This window comes from Bradyrhizobium sp. CAR08, from assembly GCF_052871955.1.
On the sequence record NZ_JBIXJX010000007.1, the window covers coordinates 164,848 to 184,644 of the forward strand.

At 64.0% G+C, this 19,797-nt stretch carries 17 protein-coding genes; 9 read left to right on the forward strand and 8 right to left on the reverse strand.

Translation table 11 applies throughout. The annotated features are described in order from the left end of the window. Positions 1–145 precede the first annotated feature (145 nt). From hpnC to ACIPUD_RS16695, 5 genes are all read left to right on the forward strand, one after another. Positions 146–1,030: a squalene synthase HpnC gene (gene hpnC / locus ACIPUD_RS16675; RefSeq protein WP_018456924.1), complete on the forward strand. Its 885-nt coding sequence runs from the start codon at positions 146–148 to the stop codon at positions 1,028–1,030. Beyond that, positions 1,020–1,859, forward strand: a complete 840-nt coding sequence (hpnD, locus tag ACIPUD_RS16680) for a presqualene diphosphate synthase HpnD (RefSeq protein WP_018456923.1) — start codon at positions 1,020–1,022, stop codon at positions 1,857–1,859. Before hpnC ends, hpnD begins: the two co-directional genes overlap by 11 nt. Continuing rightward, entirely contained in the window at positions 1,859–3,112 is a 1,254-nt protein-coding gene (gene hpnE, locus ACIPUD_RS16685) for a hydroxysqualene dehydroxylase HpnE (protein ID WP_085352235.1), read from the forward strand. The genes hpnD and hpnE overlap by 1 nt, the downstream gene beginning before the upstream one ends. Before the next feature lie 76 nt (positions 3,113–3,188). Then, the gene (shc, locus tag ACIPUD_RS16690; protein WP_085352236.1) at positions 3,189–5,156 is read left to right on the forward strand and encodes a squalene--hopene cyclase; all 1,968 of its coding nucleotides are present in this window, start codon (positions 3,189–3,191) and stop codon (positions 5,154–5,156) included. Then, on the forward strand, positions 5,153–5,902 hold the full coding sequence (locus tag ACIPUD_RS16695; RefSeq protein ID WP_446481171.1) for a phosphorylase: 750 nt from the start codon (positions 5,153–5,155) through the stop codon (positions 5,900–5,902). The genes shc and ACIPUD_RS16695 overlap by 4 nt, the downstream gene beginning before the upstream one ends. Before the next feature lie 81 nt (positions 5,903–5,983). Here ACIPUD_RS16695 and hpnH read toward each other — a convergent pair whose 3' ends face one another. After that, entirely contained in the window at positions 5,984–7,144 is a 1,161-nt protein-coding gene (hpnH, locus tag ACIPUD_RS16700; RefSeq protein WP_007593619.1) for an adenosyl-hopene transferase HpnH, read from the reverse strand. 35 nt (positions 7,145–7,179) lie between these two features. Beyond that, complete coding sequence (gene ispH / locus ACIPUD_RS16705; RefSeq protein ID WP_035993095.1) at positions 7,180–8,106, reverse strand: 4-hydroxy-3-methylbut-2-enyl diphosphate reductase; 927 nt, start codon at positions 8,104–8,106, stop codon at positions 7,180–7,182. 461 nt (positions 8,107–8,567) lie between these two features. Between ispH and hpnN the strand changes: the two genes are divergently transcribed. Beyond that, complete coding sequence (gene hpnN / locus ACIPUD_RS16710; RefSeq protein ID WP_018456918.1) at positions 8,568–11,156, forward strand: hopanoid transporter HpnN; 2,589 nt, start codon at positions 8,568–8,570, stop codon at positions 11,154–11,156. Here hpnN and ACIPUD_RS16715 read toward each other — a convergent pair. Then, positions 11,124–11,756, reverse strand: coding sequence for a DUF2147 domain-containing protein (locus tag ACIPUD_RS16715; protein ID WP_018456917.1), 633 nt, complete (start codon positions 11,754–11,756; stop codon positions 11,124–11,126). The genes hpnN and ACIPUD_RS16715 overlap by 33 nt on opposite strands. A gap of 141 nt (positions 11,757–11,897) precedes the next feature. Between ACIPUD_RS16715 and hpnO the strand changes: the two genes are divergently transcribed. Together hpnO and ACIPUD_RS16725 are read left to right on the forward strand one after the other, a co-directional pair. After that, a complete protein-coding gene (gene hpnO / locus ACIPUD_RS16720) occupies positions 11,898–13,289 on the forward strand; it encodes an aminobacteriohopanetriol synthase HpnO (protein WP_026233264.1) in 1,392 nt (463 codons plus the stop codon). A 115-nt stretch (positions 13,290–13,404) separates the two neighbouring features. Beyond that, on the forward strand, positions 13,405–13,809 hold the full coding sequence (locus tag ACIPUD_RS16725) for a GFA family protein (RefSeq protein WP_085362347.1): 405 nt from the start codon (positions 13,405–13,407) through the stop codon (positions 13,807–13,809). Between the two features lie 15 nt (positions 13,810–13,824). Here the strand turns inward: ACIPUD_RS16725 and ACIPUD_RS16730 are convergent, their stop codons facing one another. The 5 genes from ACIPUD_RS16730 to ACIPUD_RS16750 all read right to left on the reverse strand — a co-directional run bounded on the left by ACIPUD_RS16730 (position 13,825) and on the right by ACIPUD_RS16750 (position 18,393). Then, positions 13,825–14,580, reverse strand: a complete 756-nt coding sequence (locus ACIPUD_RS16730; RefSeq protein WP_085362348.1) for an anti-sigma factor family protein — start codon at positions 14,578–14,580, stop codon at positions 13,825–13,827. Beyond that, positions 14,577–15,125 carry a sigma-70 family RNA polymerase sigma factor gene (locus tag ACIPUD_RS16735; RefSeq protein WP_247394035.1) on the reverse strand — a complete coding sequence of 183 codons (549 nt, stop codon included), beginning with the start codon at positions 15,123–15,125 and terminating at the stop codon, positions 14,577–14,579. The genes ACIPUD_RS16730 and ACIPUD_RS16735 overlap by 4 nt, the downstream gene beginning before the upstream one ends. Positions 15,126–15,282: 157 nt before the next feature. Continuing rightward, complete coding sequence (locus ACIPUD_RS16740) at positions 15,283–15,618, reverse strand: cupredoxin domain-containing protein (protein WP_247394006.1); 336 nt, start codon at positions 15,616–15,618, stop codon at positions 15,283–15,285. Between the two features lie 23 nt (positions 15,619–15,641). Continuing rightward, on the reverse strand, positions 15,642–16,586 hold the full coding sequence (locus ACIPUD_RS16745; RefSeq protein WP_247371055.1) for a metallophosphoesterase family protein: 945 nt from the start codon (positions 16,584–16,586) through the stop codon (positions 15,642–15,644). Positions 16,587–16,773: 187 nt separating this feature from the next. Then, entirely contained in the window at positions 16,774–18,393 is a 1,620-nt protein-coding gene (locus ACIPUD_RS16750) for a GMC family oxidoreductase (protein ID WP_446481172.1), read from the reverse strand. Between the two features lie 200 nt (positions 18,394–18,593). On the opposite strand from ACIPUD_RS16750, the gene ACIPUD_RS16755 reads away from it, so the two are divergent. Beyond that, positions 18,594–19,766 carry a M20 aminoacylase family protein gene (locus ACIPUD_RS16755; RefSeq protein ID WP_446481173.1) on the forward strand — a complete coding sequence of 391 codons (1,173 nt, stop codon included), beginning with the start codon at positions 18,594–18,596 and terminating at the stop codon, positions 19,764–19,766. Positions 19,767–19,797 lie beyond the last annotated feature (31 nt).

A 19,797-nucleotide genomic window follows, 5' to 3' on the forward strand; every position in this document is an offset into this window, starting at 1 on the left:
CCTGATCCGCAAAGGGCAGCCATCGAGAGACAGGATTGGTTTTGCGGCCGTATTCCCCTATATGGGGGCCGCGGCGGCATCGCCCGCACGGGCTCGCGCGAGCGAAAAAGCCCTTCCTGTCCAAACGATTGTAGACCAGCCCTCGATGACCTCTGCGAGCGAATTGCGATCCGGCAAGGGTGAGCGCGACGAGAATTTTCCCGTCGCGTCCTGGATCATTCATCCGCGTCATCGCGCGCTGATCCTGGCGTATTACAATTTCGTCCGCACCGCCGACGACATCGCCGACCACGCCACGCTGCCCCCGGACGAGAAGCTCGCTTATCTCGACCTGCTCGAGGCGGAATTGCTCGGCAAAGGCGACACCCAGGCCGAGGCCGTCAGCCTGCGGCACGCACTGGCCGAACGCGGCATGGCGTCGCGCCACGCGCTCGACGTGCTCATCGCGTTCCGTATGGACGTGACCAAGTTGCGCTACGAGAATTGGGACGAGGTCATCCATTATTGCCGCTACTCGGCGATGCCGGTCGGCCGCTTCATGCTCGACGTCCATGGTGAGAGCACCTCGACCTGGGCCGCGTCAGATGCGCTCTGCGCAGCGCTGCAGATCAACAACCACCTCCAGGATTGCGGCAAGGATTTCCGCGAGCTCAACCGCGTCTATCTGCCGCGCGATGCGCTGGCCGCGAGTGGCGCCTCGGTCGAGCAGCTCGGACTGGCGCAGTCGCCACCGGCGATGCTGGCCTGCCTTCAGGCTCTCGCCGTCCGCAACGAAGCGCTGCTCGCCGAGGGCAGGTCGCTAGCTGCGGAGATCCGGGATTTCCGCCTCGGCGTCGAGGTCTCGGTGATCCAGGCCTATGCCGACCGCATCGTGCGCCTGTTGAAGGTGCGCGATCCCCTGCGCGAGCGCGTGCACCTGAACAAGCTCGAGCTCCTCACCTTCAGCCTCGCCGGCATGATCGGCGAAGTCGGCCGCCGCACGGTCGGACGCAAGGCCATTTCCAGACCGGGGACTGCACATGACGCTTGAGGCGACCTCGCCCGGCGCCAATTATGGCTCGACCGCATCCGGCAGTTCGTTCTACGCCGCGATGCGCATCCTGCCGCACGACCAGCGTGAAGCGATGTTCCAGATCTACAGCTTCTGCCGCCAGGTCGACGACATCGCCGATTCCGATGGCCCGCGCGACGAACGGCTCGCCGCCCTTCAGGCGTGGCGCAACGACATCGATGCGCTCTACCAGGGCAATCCGCCGCCGCGGCTGAAGGACTACGTCACCTCGGTGAAGACCTTCGGCCTCAAGCGCGAGGATTTCCTCGCCATCGTCGACGGCATGGAGATGGACGTGCCGCAGGACATCCGCGCGCCCGACATGGCGACGCTGGATCTCTACTGCGATCGCGTCGCGAGCGCCGTAGGGCGGCTGTCGGTCCGGGTCTTCGGCTTGCCAGAAGAAGACGGCATCGAGCTCGCCCATCATCTCGGCCGCGCGCTCCAGCTCACCAACATCCTGCGCGACATCGACGAGGACGCGGGCCTCGGCCGGCTCTATCTGCCGCGCGAAGCGCTGCTGCATGCCGGCATCACCTCCAACGATCCGGACCGCGTGATCGTCGAGCGCGCGCTGCCGAAGGTCTGCCTGCCACTGGCGCAGCGCGCAAAAGTGTATTTCGAGAAGTCGGACGAGATCATGAACCGCAACCGGCGCCGCGCGGTGCGCGCGCCGCGGATGATGTCGAAATACTATCATGCCATTCTGGATCTCCTGATCGCGCGCGGGTTCAACGCGCCGCGCGAGCCGGTGCGTGTGTCGAAGATCACACGTATCGCCATCCTGCTCCGATACGCTCTTATCTGATGCAAAAAACAGCTCACATCATTGGCGCTGGAATCTCCGGCCTCTCCGTCGCCGTGCGACTTGCCAATGCCGGCTTCAAGGTCGCCGTGCACGAAGCGACGCAGCAGGCCGGCGGCCGTTGCCGTTCCTATTTCGACGGCGCCACCAATCTCACCATCGACAACGGCAACCATCTGCTGCTGTCCGGCAATAGCCATGCGCGCGCCTATGCGCGTTCGATCGGGACCGAGGCGGGCCTCGTCGGTCCGGAGCGCGCGCAGTTTCCCTTCGTCGATCTCAAGACCGGGCAGCGCTGGCAGATCGACCTCGGCGACGGCCGGCTCCCGACCTGGGTGCTCGACGAGAGCCGCCGCGTCCCCGACACTGGGCTGACCGATTATCTGAAGCTGGCGCCGCTGATCTGGGCATCGGAAGAGACGCTGGTCGGCAAGTCAATTCCGTGCGAAGGCGTTCTCTATCAGCGCCTGGTGCAGCCTCTGCTGCTCGCGGCCCTCAACGTCGATCCACCCGAAGGCTCGGCGGGGCTTGCCGGCGCGATCGTGCGCGAGACGCTGCTCGCCGGCGGGCAGGCCTGCCGTCCCCTGATCGCGCGCGACGGGCTCAGCGCGGTACTGATCGAGCCCGCCGTGACGTTCCTGCAGGGGCGCGGGCACAGCGTTCAGCTCGGCCATGAGCTGCGCTCGTTTGCGACCCATGACGGCAAAGTCGGCGCGCTGAATTTCGGCGGCGAGGATGTGATCCAGATCAGCGAAGGCGACGTCGTCGTGATGGCGGTGCCGCCGCGCGCTGCCTCCAACCTGCTGCCGGGCCTGAAGACGCCGACCGAATTCCGCGCCATCGTGAATGCGCATTTCCGCGTCGAGCCGCCGGCGGGATCGGCACCGATCCTCGGCGTGATCGGCGGCGTCGTGGAATGGCTGTTTTCGTTCCCGAACCGGCTGTCCGTCACCATCAGCAACGGCGACCGTCTGGTCGACATGCCGCGCGAGGAACTCGCGCAGGCGATCTGGAACGACGTCTGCAAGGCGGGCGGTGTTTCCGGCGAGCTGCCCCCCTGGCAGATCGTGCGCGAGCGCCGTGCCACATTTGCGGCGACGCCGGCGCAGAATGCCCTGCGTCCAGGGCCGGTCACTGCGCTGAAAAACCTGTTTCTTGCAGGCGATTGGACTGCTACGGGATTGCCTGCAACCATCGAGGGATCGGTCCGATCCGGTGATCGCGCCGCCGATCTGGTTCTGGCCGCCAAGGGATAGTGACAGGCGGCCCTGACGGGCATTTGTCCCGGTCAATTTCGGCCCATTCAATCGACTATCGGAGCAATCGAGCGAGATGGATTCCGTGAACGCGACCAGCCGCGAAGCCCAAGAATTCAGGAACTTGGAATCGAGCATTGCGTCGGCCACCGAAGGCGTCCTCGGCTTCCAGCAACCCGACGGCCATTGGGTGTTCGAGCTCGAGGCAGATTGCACGATTCCGGCCGAATACGTCCTGCTGCGCCATTATCTCGCCGAGCCGGTCGATGCCGTGCTCGAAGCCAAGATCGCCAATTATCTTCGCCGCGTGCAGGGCGCCCATGGCGGCTGGCCGCTGGTGCATGACGGCGAGTTCGACATGAGCGCCAGCGTCAAGGCGTATTTCGCGCTGAAGATGATCGGGGATTCCATCGACGCGCCGCACATGGTGCGTGCGCGCGAGGCGATCCATTCCCGCGGCGGCGCCATTCACAGCAATGTCTTCACGCGCTTCATGCTTGCGATGTTTGGCGTCGTGACCTGGCGCGCGGTACCGGTGCTGCCGATCGAGATCGTGCTGCTGCCGTTCTGGTCGCCGTTCCACATCAACAAGATCTCCTACTGGGCGCGCACCACCATGGTGCCGCTGATGGTCATCGCCGCGCTGAAGCCACGGGCGAAGAATCCCAAGGGCGTCGGCATCGACGAGCTGTTCCTGCAGGATCCGCGCTCGATCGGCATGACCGCCAAGGCGCCGCACCAGAGCATGGCCTGGTTCGTGCTGTTCCGCGCGCTCGACGGCATTTTGCGCGTGGTCGAGCCGATGTTTCCCAAGAGCCTGCGCAAACGCGCCATCGACGCGGCGCTCGCCTTCACCGAGGAGCGGCTGAACGGCGAGGACGGCATGGGCGCGATCTATCCGCCGATGGCCAACATCGTCATGATGTACGACGCGCTCGGCAAGGACGAGAACTTCCCGCCGCGCGCGATCACGCGCCGGGGCATCGACAAGCTGCTCGTGATCAAGGACGACGAAGCCTATTGCCAGCCCTGCGTCTCGCCGGTGTGGGACACGACGCTGACCGCCCACGCGCTGCTCGAAGCCGGCGGCGACAAGGCGGTGCCGGCCGCCAAGCAGGGTCTCGACTGGCTGATCCCGAAGCAGGAGCTCGAGGTGAAGGGCGACTGGGCGGTGAAGCGGCCCGACGTACGCCCGGGCGGCTGGGCCTTCCAGTACAACAATGCCCATTATCCCGATCTCGACGACACCGCGGTGGTCGTGATGTCGATGGACCGGATGCGCCGGGAGCACGGTGCGGCCGGCTATGACGCCGCGATCGACCGTGCCCGGGAGTGGATCGAGGGCATGCAGAGCAACGACGGCGGCTGGGCCGCCTTCGACGTCAACAATCTCGAATATTACCTGAACAACATCCCGTTCTCGGACCATGGCGCACTGCTCGATCCACCGACCGAGGACGTCACCGCCCGCTGCGTCTCGATGCTGGCCCAGCTCGGCGAGACCGCGGAGACCAGCAAGCATGTCGCGGACGGGATCGCCTACCTGCGCAAGACCCAGCACTCCGAAGGGTCCTGGTACGGCCGCTGGGGCATGAACTTCATCTACGGAACCTGGTCGGTGCTGTGCGCCCTCAACATGGCCGGCGTCCGCCATGACGATCCCATGATCCGGAAAGCCGCCGGCTGGCTGGCCTCGATCCAGAACCAGGACGGCGGCTGGGGCGAGGATGCCGTCAGCTACCGGTTGGACTACCGGGGCTGGGAGGCCGCCCCCTCGACCGCCTCGCAAACGGCATGGGCCTTGCTTGCCTTGATGGCTGCTGGCGAGGTTGATCACCCGGCCGTCGCCCGCGGGGTGGAGTACCTGATTGCAACACAGAACGAAAAAGGACTGTGGGACGAACAGCGGTACACCGCCACGGGCTTTCCCCGTGTATTCTATCTACGGTACCATGGTTATCCGAAGTTCTTCCCGCTGTGGGCGTTGGCGCGGTATCGGAACTTGCGGAACACCAACAGCAGGGTGGTAGGGGTCGGAATGTGACTTTGGGGACGGGGGACCATCTTACCGCGGGTCAAACCGTTGATCCGCGGCCGATATTGATCGTGACTGGACTGGTTCAGGAGGCCCGCATCGCGGCCGGGCCTGGCATGGCGGTCATCTGTTCGTCGAGCAGCCCCACCCAGTTGCGGGCGCTGTTGACGGTGCTGGATCCCGAGACGATTCGCGGTGTGATCTCCTTCGGCGTGGCCGGCGGGCTCGACCCGACGCTGCGCTCCGGCGACGTCGTGCTGGCGACCGAGGTGCTCGCGGGCGATACCCGCTGGGCCGCTGGCCTCTCGCTCGGCGACGACCTCATCGACCGCCTGACGTCGGGGCGCCGCCGCGTTGTGCGCGGCAGCCTCGCGGGTGCCGAGGAAGTGGTCACGGGGCGCTCCTGCAAGGCGGCGCTGCATTCGGAGACGGGAGCGGCCGCCGTCGACATGGAAAGCCACATCGCGGCGGCCTACGCCGCCGAGGCCGGCTTGCCGTTCGCCGCGGTCCGCGTCATCAGCGATCCCGCCCATCGCGCGCTGCCGGCGCTCGCCCGCGCCGCCATCAAGCCGAATGGCCAGATCGACGTGCTGGCCGTGCTGCGCGGCATCGCGCGCAACCCGACTGCGCTGCACGGACTGGTCTCGACCGGCCTCGACTTCAACCGCGCGCTACGCAGCCTGCGCGGCTGCCGCGACTTCCTGATCGGCACCGAACTGGTCGACAGCGAGGCGCTGGTCTCCGAGGCGGCCTGAGCGGGTTCTGCGATCACTAAAAACAAAAGGCCCGGTCGCCATTCGCGATCGGGCCTTTTCTTGTTGGTGGGACTAGCGCGCTTACGCGGCGGTCGACGCCTTCCGTGCGGCCTTCTCCTGTGCGGCGGCGGCCTCGTCCTTGCGGATCTCCGACAGGCGCTTCTGCACTTCCGCGGAGAAGATGTACTGCGCAGGACGCTGCTTGGACATGTCGATCTCCGGCGCCATCGGACCCGTGGTCCTGATGCCGCGCAGCGACACCCACATCGCCTTCAGCGGGTTGTTGATGGCGGCGGTCGCCGCCGTCGGCTCGTAGCCGCAATGGGCCATACAGTCGGCGCACTTCTCGTACTTGCCGGTGCCGTAGGTCTCCCAGTCGGTGGTGTCCATCAGCTCCTTGAAGGTTTTTGCATAGCCTTCACCGAGCAAATAGCAGGGCTTCTGCCAGCCGAAGATGTTGCGCGCGGGCATGCCCCAGGGCGTGCACTCGTATTCCTGGTTGCCGGCGAGGAAGTCCAGGAACAGGCCGGAATGCATGAAATTCCACTTCTTGCCCTTGCCCATCGCAAAGACGTCGCGGAACAGCTTCTTGGTCTTGGTGCGGTTGAGGAAGTGCTCCTGGTCCGGCGCGCGCTCATAGGCGTAGCCCGGCGACATCGAGACGCCGACGCCGAGCTCGACGGTCAGGTCGAGGAATTTGGCGATCTCTTCGGCCGGGTGGCCGTCGAAGATGGTGGCGTTGACGTTGACGGTGAAGCCGCGGGCCTTGGCCGCCTTGATCGCGGAGACGGCGCGGTCGAACACGCCCTTCTGCGACACGGCCTTGTCGTGGTGCTCCTTCAGGCCGTCGAGATGCACGGAGAAGAACAGGTAGGGCGAGGGCTCGAACAGATCGAGCTTCTTCTCGAGCAACAGCGCGTTGGTGCAGAGCGAGACGAACTTCTTGCGCGCGACGAGGCCGCGCACGATCTCGCCGATCTCCTTGTGGATCAGCGGCTCGCCGCCGGGAATGGCGACCATAGGCGCACCGCACTCGTCGGCCGCGTCCCAGCACTCCTGCGCCGTCATGCGGCGGTTGAGGATCGCATCCGGATAATCGATCTTGCCGCAGCCGACGCAGGCGAGGTTGCAGCGAAACAGCGGTTCCAGCATCAGCACGAGCGGATAGCGCTTGCGGCCAAGCAGCTTCTGCTTGATCAAATAGCCGCCGATACGCATTTCCTTGAAGAAGGGGATAGCCATTACAAGTTTCTTTCTGGGCTTGAAATTCGGGTGGGTCAGCTCGCAGCCAGTTCGGCCGGAAGCCGGAATTCGATGTTTTCCTCGCGGCCCGGGAGCACCGAGACCTTGACCGGTCCGATCCGCCGCATTGCTTCGATCACGTCATCCACGAGTACCTCGGGCGCCGAAGCGCCAGCCGTGACACCGACGGTTCTGGCATCTTTCAACCACTCCGGATTGAGCGCGCTGCCGTCGGCAATCAGATAACTCGCGACACCGGCCTCAGTGCCGATTTCGCGGAGCCGGTTCGAATTCGAGCTATTGGCAGCGCCCACCACCAAGATCACGTCGACCAGCTTGCTCAAGTCCCTTACCGCAGATTGGCGGTTCTGTGTCGCATAGCAGATATCCCGGATATCCGGGCCTTGAATATCTGTAAAGCGGGCCTGCAGGGCCGAAATGATGTCCTTTGTGTCATCCACCGACAGGGTGGTCTGGGTGATATAGGCCACTGGCGTATCCGCCGGCAGCTCAAGGGCCTTAACCTCTTCAACGCTTTGGACCAGCAGTACGGGGGCGGGAACCTGGCCCATCGTACCCTCGACCTCGGGGTGGCCGGCATGGCCGATCAGGATCAGGGTGCGGCCCCTGGCGATGTAGCGCTTCCCCTGATTGTGAACTTTCGTGACCAAGGGGCAGGTGGCATTGAGCACCGGAAGGTCGCGCGCGGCCGCTTCTTCCTCGACGCTGCGGGCGACGCCATGAGCGCTGAAGACCGTCACCGCCTTCGGCGGCACCTCCGACAGTTCCTCGACGAAGATCGCGCCCTTGTTCTTCAGGCTCTCGACGACGTACTTGTTGTGCACGATCTCATGGCGCACGTAGACGGGCGGGCCGTACTTCTCCAGCGCCCGTTCCACGATCTCGATCGCACGCACTACCCCCGCGCAAAAGCCGCGCGGTTGCGCCAGATAAACTTCCATTGGACGGCCATCACGCAAGTTGCACCAATCCGCTCTCAAGTTCAGGGGACACCCCGATACGAACCAATGAGTTGCAATATCCGCACCATCGGTTCGGCGCACGCGGTAGCCGCCCACCCCTGCCGGGGCCCCGGTGCATGGAGGTGCAGTACTTTGTGTCAAAAAATCGGCAGTAAGGAAAGGTGGAATGAACTTTGGTTCCCTGCCGGATCAGTTTGGCGGTATTATAGTAGAGGGTGCCCGTGGCAGCAACGTGGCGACATTTGTGCGCACGCTTCGTCACTTTCCCGCCTCAACTCCTCGGCTATACCGATGGCCCGCATGATAATGCCATGGTCTTCCGCCGTTTACCTCGAAGCTTCTGACGGCGATAACCACTCAAAACAGCAATAGGTTTCGGCCGGGAACTCCGTTAAACAGCGGGCGTTTCCGGCAAGCTGTTAACCGCAGAAAGAAAAGTAGTGCTGCAAAGCGTCGTCGTTGCCATCGTCAGGGCCTGCACCCGGTTTGCCTCCCTCGTCGTCGTTCTCGGGCTCCTGCTGGCGGTGGGGGCGGGCTATTACACGTCCCAGCATTTCGCCATCAACACCGACATCAACTCGCTGATTGCCCAAAATCTGGACTGGCGCCAACGCGACCAGCAGTTCGATCGCGCCTTCGACCGCGATGCGACGATTACGGCGGTGGTCGAAGCCAAGACGCCGGAGATGGCGACCGCGGCGTCGGACGCGCTCTATGCCAAGCTGAAGGACAACAAGACCGAATTCCAGTCGATGCAGCAGCTCGGCACCGGCGAGTTCTTCGAGAAGAATGGTCTGTTGTTCCTGCCGACAGAGGAAGTTGCCAAGGTCACCGGCCAGTTCGAATCCGCAGCACCCCTGATCGAGATCATGGCGGGCGATCCCTCGATCCGCGGCCTGACCGGCGCGCTCGAGACGGGACTTGCCGGCGTCAAGCGCGGGCAGGTCAAGCTCGACAACACCGAACGGCCCTTCAACCAGATCGCGCAAACGGTCGAGACCGTGCTCAACAAGGGCAATGCGACGTTCTCCTGGCGCCAGCTCGTCAGTGACGAGCCGCTGACGGATTCGGACAAGCGCGCCTTCATCGAGTTCAAGCCGATCCTCGACTACAACGCGCTTGAGCCCGGCAAGGGCGCAACCGACGCGATCCGCAAGGCCGCAGCCGATCTGGATTTTGCCACCAAATATCAGGCGCGAGTCCGGCTGACCGGGCCGGTCCCGATCGCCAACGAGGAATATGCAACCGTCCAGGAAGGCGCCGTCGTCAATGGCATCGGCACGGTCCTCGTCGTGCTGCTCATCCTGTGGCTGGCGCTGCATTCGGCGAAGATCATCTTCGCGGTGTTCGTCAATCTCTTCGTCGGTCTTGCGCTGACCACCGCCGCCGGCCTGATGATGGTGGGCTCGCTCAATTTGCTGTCGATCGCATTCGCCGTGCTGTTCGTCGGCCTCGGCGTCGATTTCGGCATCCAGTACAGCGTCCGCTATCGCTCCGAGCGCTACAAGCACAACGATCTCTCCGGTGCGCTGATCCTGGCCGCCAAGCGCTCGGCAATTCCGTTGTCGCTGGCGGCAATGGCGACCGCGGCTGGCTTCCTCTGCTTCATCCCCACGGACTACAAGGGTATCGCCGAACTCGGCCAGATCGCCGGCGTCGGCATGCTGGTCGCGTTCCTCACTAGCATCACCGTGCTCCCGGCGATGCTGAAGCTGTTGAACCCGCCCGGTGAGAAAGAGCCGGTCGGCTATGCCTTCCTGGCGCCGCTCGATCACTTCCTGGAGAAGCACCGCGTGCTGGTCGTCGGTGGCACCATGTTTCTGGCGGTCGCCGGCCTGCCGCTGCTCTATTTCATGAAGTTCGACTTCAACCCGATGAATCTGCGCAACCCGAAGGCAGAGTCGATCGCGACCTTCCTCGACTTGCGCAAGGATCCCAACACGGGCGCCAATGCCATCAACGTGATGACCACGTCGGAAGAGCAGGCAAGGCAGGTGGAGGCGAAGCTGGAGAAGGTGCCGGAGGTGTTGCGGGTGATGTCGCTCAACAGCTTCGTTCCTGAAGACCAGCCGCCGAAGCTGAAGCTGCTCGCGCAGGGCGCCAAGGTGCTGAACCCCGCGCTCAATCCCGACCAGATCGACGCCGCGCCGTCGGACAAGGAAAACGTCGATGCGCTGAAATCGTCGGTCGACAATCTGCGCCGGACCGCAGGCGATGCGAAGGGCCCGGGTGCGGTTGCCTCGCGTCGGCTCGCGGATGCGCTGGAAAAGCTCGCCAATGCCGATGAAGCCACACGGAACAAGGCGCAGGACGTGTTCGTCGCGCCGATGAAGATCGTGTTCGACCAGCTCCGGAACGCGTTGCAGGCCGAGCCGGTCACCCTGAAGTCATTGCCGGCAGATCTCGTCAGCGCCTGGAAGAGCAAGGACGGTATCATCCGCGTCGAGGCGCTGCCGAAGGGTGATCCCAACGACAACGACACGCTACGCAAATTTGCGGCGGCGGTGCTCGTTGCCGAGCCGACCGCGATCGGCGGTCCGGTCTCGATCCTGAAATCCGGCGACACCGTGGTGAAGGCGTTCATCCATGCCGGAATCTATGCGCTGCTGGTGATCGGCCTATTACTGTGGATCACGCTGCGCCGGTTCGTCGACGTGTTGATGACGCTGGTGCCGCTGTTGGTGGCAGGCGCGGTCACGCTCGAGATCTGCGTGCTGATCGGCTTGCCGCTCAACTTCGCCAATATCGTCGCGTTCCCGCTGCTGCTCGGCGTCGGCGTGGCCTTCAAGATCTACTATGTCGTGGCCTGGCGCTCGGGCAGGACAAACCTGCTCCAGACCAGCCTGACGCGCGCGATCTTTTTCAGCGCGCTGACAACGGCCACCGCGTTCGGCAGCCTTTGGCTGTCGAGCCATCCCGGCACGTCCAGCATGGGCAAGCTGCTGGCGTTGTCGCTGGTGACGACGCTCGCCGCCGTGCTGCTGTTTCAGCCTGCCCTAATGGGCAAACCCCGCAATCTCAGGGAGTAGGCAGATGTCGCCGACCTGGTCGGCGGCGCCCTTCTGACCGGGTTTGGCGGTGCCGGCGGCCTTCGGGGCTGCGGGCGCAGGCTGCGCCACCGTAGCGCCGGTCGTTCCCGGGGCTTTCGACGCCGCGCCGGTGGGCTTCGGCGCGCCCTTGGCCATGGCGTTGGCGGAGCTCAAGGGAATCGGGGGGCTGACCCGGGTCCAGGTCTCGCCACCGCACAGGAACCCCATCACGCAGCCCTTGATCTCGAGCTGGTCGGTGCCAACCGGCGTGATGGTTGCGCTGTAGAGCTGGCCGTCCTTGGCATTGTAGACCTGACCTTCCCATTGATCGGCGCCGGGCTTTTTCTTCATGTCGATCAGGGTCGCCATGCCCAGCGTGGGCCGGGTCTTTTTCGACGCGTCCGGATTGTTCTCGTCGCGGCCCCCGGGCTGTTTTTCCCAGGAAACCGCGCCCCACATGCTGCCATTGCATTGGGCGACACGAATGTTGGCGACGCCGTCGGCAACCCGCCAGTCGCCGGTCGGATCGGCCGCGAGCGCCGGGTTCAGGCAGGTGTAACCGCCAGCCAGTATTAGTCCGGTGTAAAGGGCTAAACGCATGATAGTTCCTTGGCAGTGCAACATGGTCTAAAGCTCTGCTTGCGAAGATGGTCCGAAAAAGGGCAAAAGGCCGCACAGACCGTTTTCAGCGACGTTCCGTTTTCAGTTGACGAGACGGCCCTCAACCGAAGTATGTAGCGGATGCACAGCCCAAATCCAGACATGTCTCAGCTGTTCGCGGACCGCCAGGCCCAGCGCAGCGCCCTGCATAATCGGCATCTGAACGAGCAGTTCGTTCGGGTTCTGAAGACCATCGGCTACGATGTCGGCTTCCAGAAGGGGCAGGGACAGTATCTCTACGACCGCGACGGGGCGCGCTATCTCGACCTCTTGTCCGGTTTTGGCGTGTTTGCGATCGGGCGCAATCATCCTGTCATGCGCGAGGCGCTCAAGAGCGTGCTCGATGCCGACCTGCCCAACCTCGTCCAGTTCGACGTCTCGGTGCTCGCCGGCGTGCTCGCCGAGCGGCTCCTGAAATACGTCCCCTATCTTGATAAGGCGTTCTTCGCCAATTCCGGCGCCGAATGCGTCGAAGCGGCGATCAAGTTCGCCCGCGGCGCCACCGGTCGTCCGGGGATCGTCTATTGTGCCCACGGCTATCACGGCCTGACCTATGGCGCGCTGTCGCTGACCGGTGATTCGAACTTCCGCACCGGCTTCGAGCCGCTGCTGCCGGGATGCACTTCGATCCCGTTCAACGATCTCGCCGCGCTCGAAAAGGCGCTGGCCTCGCGCGAGGTGGCGGCCTTCGTCGTCGAGCCAATCCAGGGCAAGGGCGTCAACATGCCCACCGACGAGTTCCTGCCGGGTGCAGCTGCGCTCTGCAAGAAATACGGCACGCTGTTCGTCGCCGACGAGATCCAGACCGGCATGGGCCGCACCGGCCGCTTCCTCGCGGTCGAGCACTGGAACGTCGAGCCCGACATGGTGCTGCTGTCGAAGTCGCTGTCCGGCGGCCATGTGCCGGTCGGCGCGGTGCTGACGCGCAAAAGCATCTTCGACAAGATATTCAACCAGATGGACCGCGCCGTCGTGCACGGCTCGACCTTCTCCAAGAACGACCTGGCGATGGCTGCGGGCATCGCCACGCTTGACATCATGGAGTCCGAGAAGCTGATCGAGTCCGCCGCCAAGCGCGGTGCCGAGCTGCGCCTCGCGCTCACGCGCATGGTGCCCGGCTACGAGCTGTTGAAGGAGGTCCGCGGCAAGGGCCTGATGATCGGCGTCGAGTTCGGTCCGCCGAAATCGCTGCGGCTGCGGGCGTCCTGGAACGTGCTGGAGGCAGCCAACAAGGGTCTGTTCTGCCAGCTCATCACCGTGCCGCTGTTCAAGGACCACAAGATCCTCACGCAAGTCGCCGGCCATGGCAGCCACACCATCAAGCTTCTGCCGCCGCTCACCATCACCGAGGAAGATTGCGGCTGGATCGAGCGCGCCTTCGACGACGTCATCGCCGGCAGCCACAAGGTCCCCGGCGCGATTTGGTCGCTCGGCAAGACGCTGGTGGACAATGCGGTGCGAAGGTCTGCGTAAGGCCTCTGCTGCGGCCTGATGTCGCGACGTGCGACCTGCTGAAGCAGTCCGTCTCCCGAAATTCCAAATCGACGCTTATTTCCCGGCATTGACCTGACCGGGAGAGGAGTGGGCGATGCCTTTGACTGGCGGCTGTCATTGCGGCGCCATCCGCTATGAAGTGAACGGCGACATGATGGTGCATGCGCTCTGCCATTGCGCGGATTGCCGCCGTCACTCCGGGGCACCGATGGTTGGCTGGGTGATGTATTCGCTCAAGGCGGTCAAAGTCGTGCGCGGTCAGCCGAAGATCTATCAATCATCCGAACATGGACGACGTCACTTCTGTGCCGATTGCGGCACGGGGCTGTTCTACATCAACGAAAACCTGATGCCCGATATCATCGATATCCAGAGCGGCACCTATGATGACCCTGATGCCGTTCCGGCGACGATGCACATTCAGGTCGCCGAGCGGATTGGCTGGATGGTGCGGGCTCACGAACTGCCCGTCTTCGAACGATTTCCTCCGCTCGAATGACGGCATGCGCAGAAGCTAACCGTTCATCGCCGCCTCGAACTTGTCGACGAATTCGGCAAGCTCGTCTGCGCCGAGATCGCTGACGGCCCAGAAGTTCAGGCCGCGATTGCCCCAGCGCCGGCAGTTGAAGCCCTGCATGGCTTCGGTCCTGGGTGCGCGGTATTCCGCGTTCGATGTCTGCGATACGAACAAATTCACCACGTGCTGCCGGCGCTTATAGACGACCGCACCGATGGCGCGGGCGTCGATATAATCGAGCCTGCCGCCGACCAGCGTAAAGCCTTGTGCGGTGAGGTCGATCACGGGCGGGGCGACGTCGAGCTTGCCGTTGAACCACGGCTTCACCGTGTGCTGGTCGGTCGAGACCACGTCGATGAGGTGGCCGGCCTGGAGCGAGCGCAGATGCGCGGAGACGACCTCCGACAGGATGCGCTGCTGGTCGTCCTGGCGCAGCACCAATGCGACGACGCCGGAGGCGGCGAGCGCGGAGACTGCCGAGCCCATCGCAAAGCCGCGCAGCACGGAGCGGCGGCTCGGCTGTTGATGCTGCGGCTGCGGCAGCGAGGCCTCGATACGCGCACGCAGGCTCGCCGGTGCGGTGTAGCGCAAATCGGCGTCTGCGAGCACGCGCTGCATCTCGCGCTGCGCGGCGAACTCCGCAGCGCAGGCCGGGCAGCCGGCGATATGGGCTTCGACCTCGCGCGCGTGGCCGGCATCGAGCTCGTTGTCGAGCAGCGCGTGAAGCAGGATTCTTGCTTCGTCGCAGGTCATCTTGCTTGCTCCTCATCCGCCGTCCAGCCCGCGCGCAGCATGGCGCGGGCGCGGGCGAGGCGGGACATCACAGTGCCGACGGGCACGCCAGCGGCCTCGGCGATTTCACGATAGGACAGGTTGTTGATCTCCCGCAGCACGAACGTTTCCTTGAACGGCTCGGCGAGCGCGTCGATCAGCTTGCGGATCGCGCTCGCATCGCGGCTGCGCAGCACTTCGGTTTCGGGGCTGGCCTCGGTCTCCTGCCAGATCGGCGTCTGCTCGGCAGCGCCGGGCGTATCCTCGATCGCGGTGTGCCTGTGTGCGCGCCGTGCATATTCGGCATTGCAGACGTTACGCAGGATCGCGAATAGCCAAGGCTTTATCGCCGGCCCACGATAGCTGTCGAAATGCTTCAGCGCGCGCAGATAGCACTCCTGCACCGCGTCCTCGGCATCGGAGGGGTCACGCAAGAGATAGCGCGCGAGCGTGTAGACGTCGTCGAGATGGGGCAGCGCCGCCTCGCGGAAGCGTTGCGCCTTCTGCAAATCGTCGTTGGCGGGCATCGCTCCTCGCTTTGCCTCTTGTTCTGCTCGTTGCTTGGTTTCGTCGCTGATCGTCTCGTCCCTATTCGTTTCGTCCCTGAGTGTGACCGAAGGCACACGGGCCCGGCCGGTGTGGGACCACCGGCCGGGCAAGACGTTGATGCCTTGGTTCGAGGTGTTACTCAACCTTGATCATCCCCGTCATGTGCGGGTGCAGAGAACAAAAATATTTGTAGTCGCCCGCATTGGTGAAGGTGAACGAGAACTTGTCGTCAGTGTCCAGGGTCTTGGACCTGAATTTGCCGGCCGACACCACGGTGTGGGGGATGTCGTCCCGGTTGGTCCAGGTCACGGTGGTGCCGACCTTGATCCTGAGCTCGGCCGGCTGGAAGACGAAGTTGTCGATATGCACCTCCATGTCCTCGGCACGGGCGGTTGTGACGGGTAATAGCATGGCCGCGGCCAGAGCGAGACCGAAGGCGACACCGAGGTCGCGGCGATTGAGAATCTTCATTGTCAGCTTCCGTTAGCCTTGCATCAACCCTGGAGCGGCGTGTCGATGATCGCGAGCCGCTGCTCGTTCTGCTTGAAGTTGATGCTGGCAACGCCAAGCATCGCGCGGAGCTTTGCGTCCTCGACCTTCATCGGTCCGGGCGAAGGAGCCGCCCCGGGCGCGGGCTGCGGGAAGGCGGTCGAACGTGCGGTATGGAACGTGACGTTACCCTCGACCTTCTGCATCACCTGGTGAATGTGGCCGTTCAGCACGGTGACCGAACCAAAGCCTTTCACCTGGTCCAGCGCGCGAGCACCGTCCTCGGTGCCCCAGCCCCATTCGGGGTAGACGGTCCAGAGCGGAATGTGGGCGAACAGCACGATCGGCGTCGATTTCGACTTGCCGCGCAGATCGTCCTCGAGCCAGGCGAGCTGCTCGGCACCGAGATTGCCGAGGCCGCCGGCCTTGAGGTCGACGACATTGACGAGGCCGATGAAGTGCACGCCGCCGGCGTCGAACGAATACCAGCCTGCGCCCTTGGTACCGCGGCCGTAGCGCTCGCGATAAAACTTCACGTCCTCGTCGAGGAAATCATGCTCGCCGGGCACGTAGTGCACGTCGAGCTTGCTCTGCGAGATGATGCGATCGGCATTGTCGAACTCGGCGGCCTTGGAGAGATGCGTGATGTCGCCAGTGTGGATCATGAAGGACGGCTTGACCGGCATCGCGTTGATCTTGTTGACGGCTTCCTCCAGCGTGCCGAGCGCGTTGGGATTGGCCGGCTTGTCGAAGCCGACATGGCTGTCGCTGATCTGGAGGAAGGTCATTCCGGGCGCCGCCGCGGTCGCAGCCTGCGCGGAATCGATGATGCCGAGCGAGCGCGGGACGCCACCGGTGACGGTCCAGAGCACCCCGGTGCCCGCCCAGGTCATACATTCCAACACCTTGCGGCGGCTTAAGCCGTCCTCACCGTGATCGTGTCCGCTCATCGCGCAGCTCCACTCCGCCCGGAATTGGGCTTCGGAGATGTGATTGGCAGAGGAGGGGACTTATTCCCGGACGCGATGACGTTTTCGTGAGGTGGTTGGACGCGTAGCCCGTATGGAGCGTAGCGGAACACGGGACCAGACTTACAATACTCCCTGGATTTCGCTACGCCCGATCAAAGCTACGCATTCACTTTGCATCCTCCAAAATCATCGTCGCGCCTTTCTCGGCGATCATCGCGGTCGGCGTGTTGGTGTTGCCAGACGTGATGGTCGGCATGATCGAGGCATCGACAATGCGAAGGCTGCCGAGACCGTAGAAGCGCAGGCGTTCGTCGACCACCGCCATCGGATCATTTGCTGCGCCCATCTTCGCGGTACCGACGGGATGGAAGATGGTGGTGCCGATGTCGCCGGCGGCCTTGGCCAGAGAGGCATCGTCGTCGCCGACGGCGGGGCCGGGCAGATATTCGCTTGGGCGGTATTTTGCCAAGGCCTTCTGCTGCATCAGGCGGCGGGTGGTGCGGATGGCATCGGCGCCGACCTGACGATCGTCGTCCGTTGAAAGATAATTCGGCGCGATGATGGGCTTCTCGTCCGGCGCCGCCGAACGCAGACGTACGGTGCCACGCGATGTCGGCTGGAGATTGCAGGCGCTCACCGTGATCGCGGGAAAGCGGTGCAGGGGATCGCTGAACTTGTCGAGCGACAGCGGTTGCACGTGGAACTGGATGTTGGCGCGTGCGCGCGTCGCATCGGAGCGGGTGAAGATGCCGAGCTGCGACGGCGCCATGGTCAACGGCCCGCGGCGGCGGAAGGCGTAGTCAAGGCCCATCAGGCCGCGTCGAACCAGGTTGTAGTAGGTCTCGTTCAGTGTGCGCACGCCTTCGACCTTGTAGATCGCGCGCTGCTGCAGATGATCCTGCAGATTGCGGCCGACGCCGGGCTTGTCCATCACGATGTCGATGCCGAGCGGCGACAGCCAGTCGGCAGGTCCGATGCCGGAGCGATGCAGCACCTGTACCGAACCAATCGCGCCTGCCGAGAGGACCACCTCGCGTTTCGCACGCACCTCGATGATCTCGCCGTTCTGGATGAAGCGAACGCCGACGGCGCGGCCCTGTTCGATGATCAGACGATCGACCAGCACATGCTTTTCGAGCCGCAGGTTCGGGCGGTTCAATACCGGCTTGAGAAAGCCGCGCGCCGACGACCAGCGCCGGCCGCGCTTCTGATTGACGTGGAAATAGCTGGTGCCTTCGTTGTCGCCGGTATTGAAATCCGGGATGCGCTTGATGCCCATCTCCTCAGCCGCATCGCCCACGGCATCCAGTATGTCCCAGGACAGCCGCGGCGCCTCGATGCGCCAGCCGCCGCCGGCGCCGTGATGCTCGCTCGCGCCGAGGAAGTGATCCTCGAGCCGTTTGAACAGCGGCAGCACGTCGTCATAACCCCAGCCGGTCATGCCGAGCTGGCGCCAGTGATCGTAATCGGCGGCCTGTCCACGCATCGAGATCATGGCGTTGATCGCCGAAGAACCGCCGATCACCTTGCCACGGGGATAGGCAAGCGAGCGGCCGTTCAGGCCGGGCTCGGCCTCGGTCCTGAACATCCAGTCCGAGCGCGGATTGCCGATGGCGAAGAGATAGCCGACGGGAATGTGGAACCAGATCCAGTTGTCGTCGCCGCCGGCTTCGAGGACGAGGACGCGATTGCTGGAATCGGCCGACAGCCGGTTGGCGAGGATGCAGCCCGCCGTGCCGGCCCCAACGACAATGTAGTCAAACTCACCTTCGAGCCGCCTTGGCATTCTGCTTCCACCCAACAGGCGTCATGCCCGGGCTGTCCGGGGCATCCACGCGCTTTCCGTTCTAATAGTCAGACGTGGATGGCTGGGACAAGTCCGGCCATGCCTGTGAGTCGGGGCTACACCCCGATCCCCGCCAGTTGGGTGGACTGGTGCTTGCATGGTAGACAGGCCTGCATTTTCAACAAAGCTTGAGACCCTCCATGCCCATCGTGAACCGCGTCGCCGACCTTCAACCCGATATTCAGGCCTGGCGCCGGGACATCCACCAGCATCCGGAGCTGCTCTATGACGTCCACCGCACCGCAGCATTCGTCGCAGACCGCCTGCGCGAATTCGGTTGCGATCAGGTCGTGACGGGGATCGGCCAGACCGGCGTGGTCGGCGTGATCAAGGGCAGCAAGCCGGCCGGCGAGGGCCTCAAGGCCATCGGCCTGCGTGCCGACATGGATGCGCTGCCGGTCGAGGAACAGACCAACGTGCCTTACGCTTCGAAGACCCCGGGCAAGATGCACGCCTGCGGCCATGACGGCCACACCGCGATGCTGCTCGGTGCTGCGCGTTATCTCGCTGAGACCCGCAACTTCGCCGGCGATGCCGTGGTGATCTTCCAGCCGGCCGAGGAGGGTGGCGCCGGCGGCTTGGCCATGGTCAAGGACGGAATGATGGAGCGCTTCGGCATCGAGCAGGTCTACGGCATGCACAACGGTCCGGGCATTCCGGTGGGCTCGTTCGCGATCCGGCCGGGTCCGATCATGGCGGCGACCGATGAGGTCGATATCATGATCGAGGGCCTCGGCGGCCATGCCGCGCGGCCGCACAAATGTGTGGATTCCGTTCTGGTCGGTGCACAGGTGATCACGGCGCTGCAGTCGATCGTTGCGCGCAGCGTCGATCCGCTGGAATCGGCCGTGATTTCGATCTGCGAGTTCCACGCAGGCAATGCCCGTAACGTGATTCCACAAACCGCGACACTGAGGGGCACCATCCGCACGCTGTCGCCGGAGGTGCGCAAGCTGGTGGAGAAGCGCGTCCACGAGGTTGTGGCGGGCGTGGCGCAGATCACAGGCGCCAAGATCGATCTGCACTACAAGCGGAATTATCCCGTGGTGAACAATCACGCCGCGGAGACCGAGATCGCGCGTCGCATCGCCGGGCAAGTTGCGGGCGAGGCCAATGTGCTCGAGATGTCGCCGCTGATGGGTGGCGAGGATTTCGCCTATATGCTGGAGGCGCGCCCCGGCGCCTTCATCTTCTGCGGCAACGGCGACAGCGCCGGCCTGCATCACCCCGCCTACAATTTCGACGACGAGGCCATCGTTTACGGCACGTCGTACTGGGTCAAGCTGGTCGAGCAATCGCTCGCGGCATCGTAAGGCCAAGCGCAAGATCAAGCCGAAAGCACAA

Excerpts from the sequence above, each read along its gene's own strand:
- hpnC (WP_018456924.1), top strand. The coding sequence starts at position 146 with ATGACCTCTGCGAGCGAATTGCGATCCGGCAAGGGTGAGCGCGACGAG.
- hpnD (WP_018456923.1), top strand. The coding sequence starts at position 1,020 with ATGACGCTTGAGGCGACCTCGCCCGGCGCCAATTATGGCTCGACCGCA.
- hpnE (WP_085352235.1), top strand. The coding sequence starts at position 1,859 with ATGCAAAAAACAGCTCACATCATTGGCGCTGGAATCTCCGGCCTCTCC.
- shc (WP_085352236.1), top strand. The coding sequence starts at position 3,189 with ATGGATTCCGTGAACGCGACCAGCCGCGAAGCCCAAGAATTCAGGAAC.
- hpnH (WP_007593619.1), bottom strand. The coding sequence starts at position 7,144 with ATGGCTATCCCCTTCTTCAAGGAAATGCGTATCGGCGGCTATTTGATC.
- ispH (WP_035993095.1), bottom strand. The coding sequence starts at position 8,106 with ATGGAAGTTTATCTGGCGCAACCGCGCGGCTTTTGCGCGGGGGTAGTG.
- ACIPUD_RS16715 (WP_018456917.1), bottom strand. The coding sequence starts at position 11,756 with ATGCGTTTAGCCCTTTACACCGGACTAATACTGGCTGGCGGTTACACC.
- hpnO (WP_026233264.1), top strand. The coding sequence starts at position 11,898 with ATGCACAGCCCAAATCCAGACATGTCTCAGCTGTTCGCGGACCGCCAG.
- ACIPUD_RS16725 (WP_085362347.1), top strand. The coding sequence starts at position 13,405 with ATGCCTTTGACTGGCGGCTGTCATTGCGGCGCCATCCGCTATGAAGTG.
- ACIPUD_RS16730 (WP_085362348.1), bottom strand. The coding sequence starts at position 14,580 with ATGACCTGCGACGAAGCAAGAATCCTGCTTCACGCGCTGCTCGACAAC.
- ACIPUD_RS16735 (WP_247394035.1), bottom strand. The coding sequence starts at position 15,125 with ATGCCCGCCAACGACGATTTGCAGAAGGCGCAACGCTTCCGCGAGGCG.
- ACIPUD_RS16740 (WP_247394006.1), bottom strand. The coding sequence starts at position 15,618 with ATGAAGATTCTCAATCGCCGCGACCTCGGTGTCGCCTTCGGTCTCGCT.
- ACIPUD_RS16745 (WP_247371055.1), bottom strand. The coding sequence starts at position 16,586 with ATGAGCGGACACGATCACGGTGAGGACGGCTTAAGCCGCCGCAAGGTG.
- ACIPUD_RS16750 (WP_446481172.1), bottom strand. The coding sequence starts at position 18,393 with ATGCCAAGGCGGCTCGAAGGTGAGTTTGACTACATTGTCGTTGGGGCC.
- ACIPUD_RS16755 (WP_446481173.1), top strand. The coding sequence starts at position 18,594 with ATGCCCATCGTGAACCGCGTCGCCGACCTTCAACCCGATATTCAGGCC.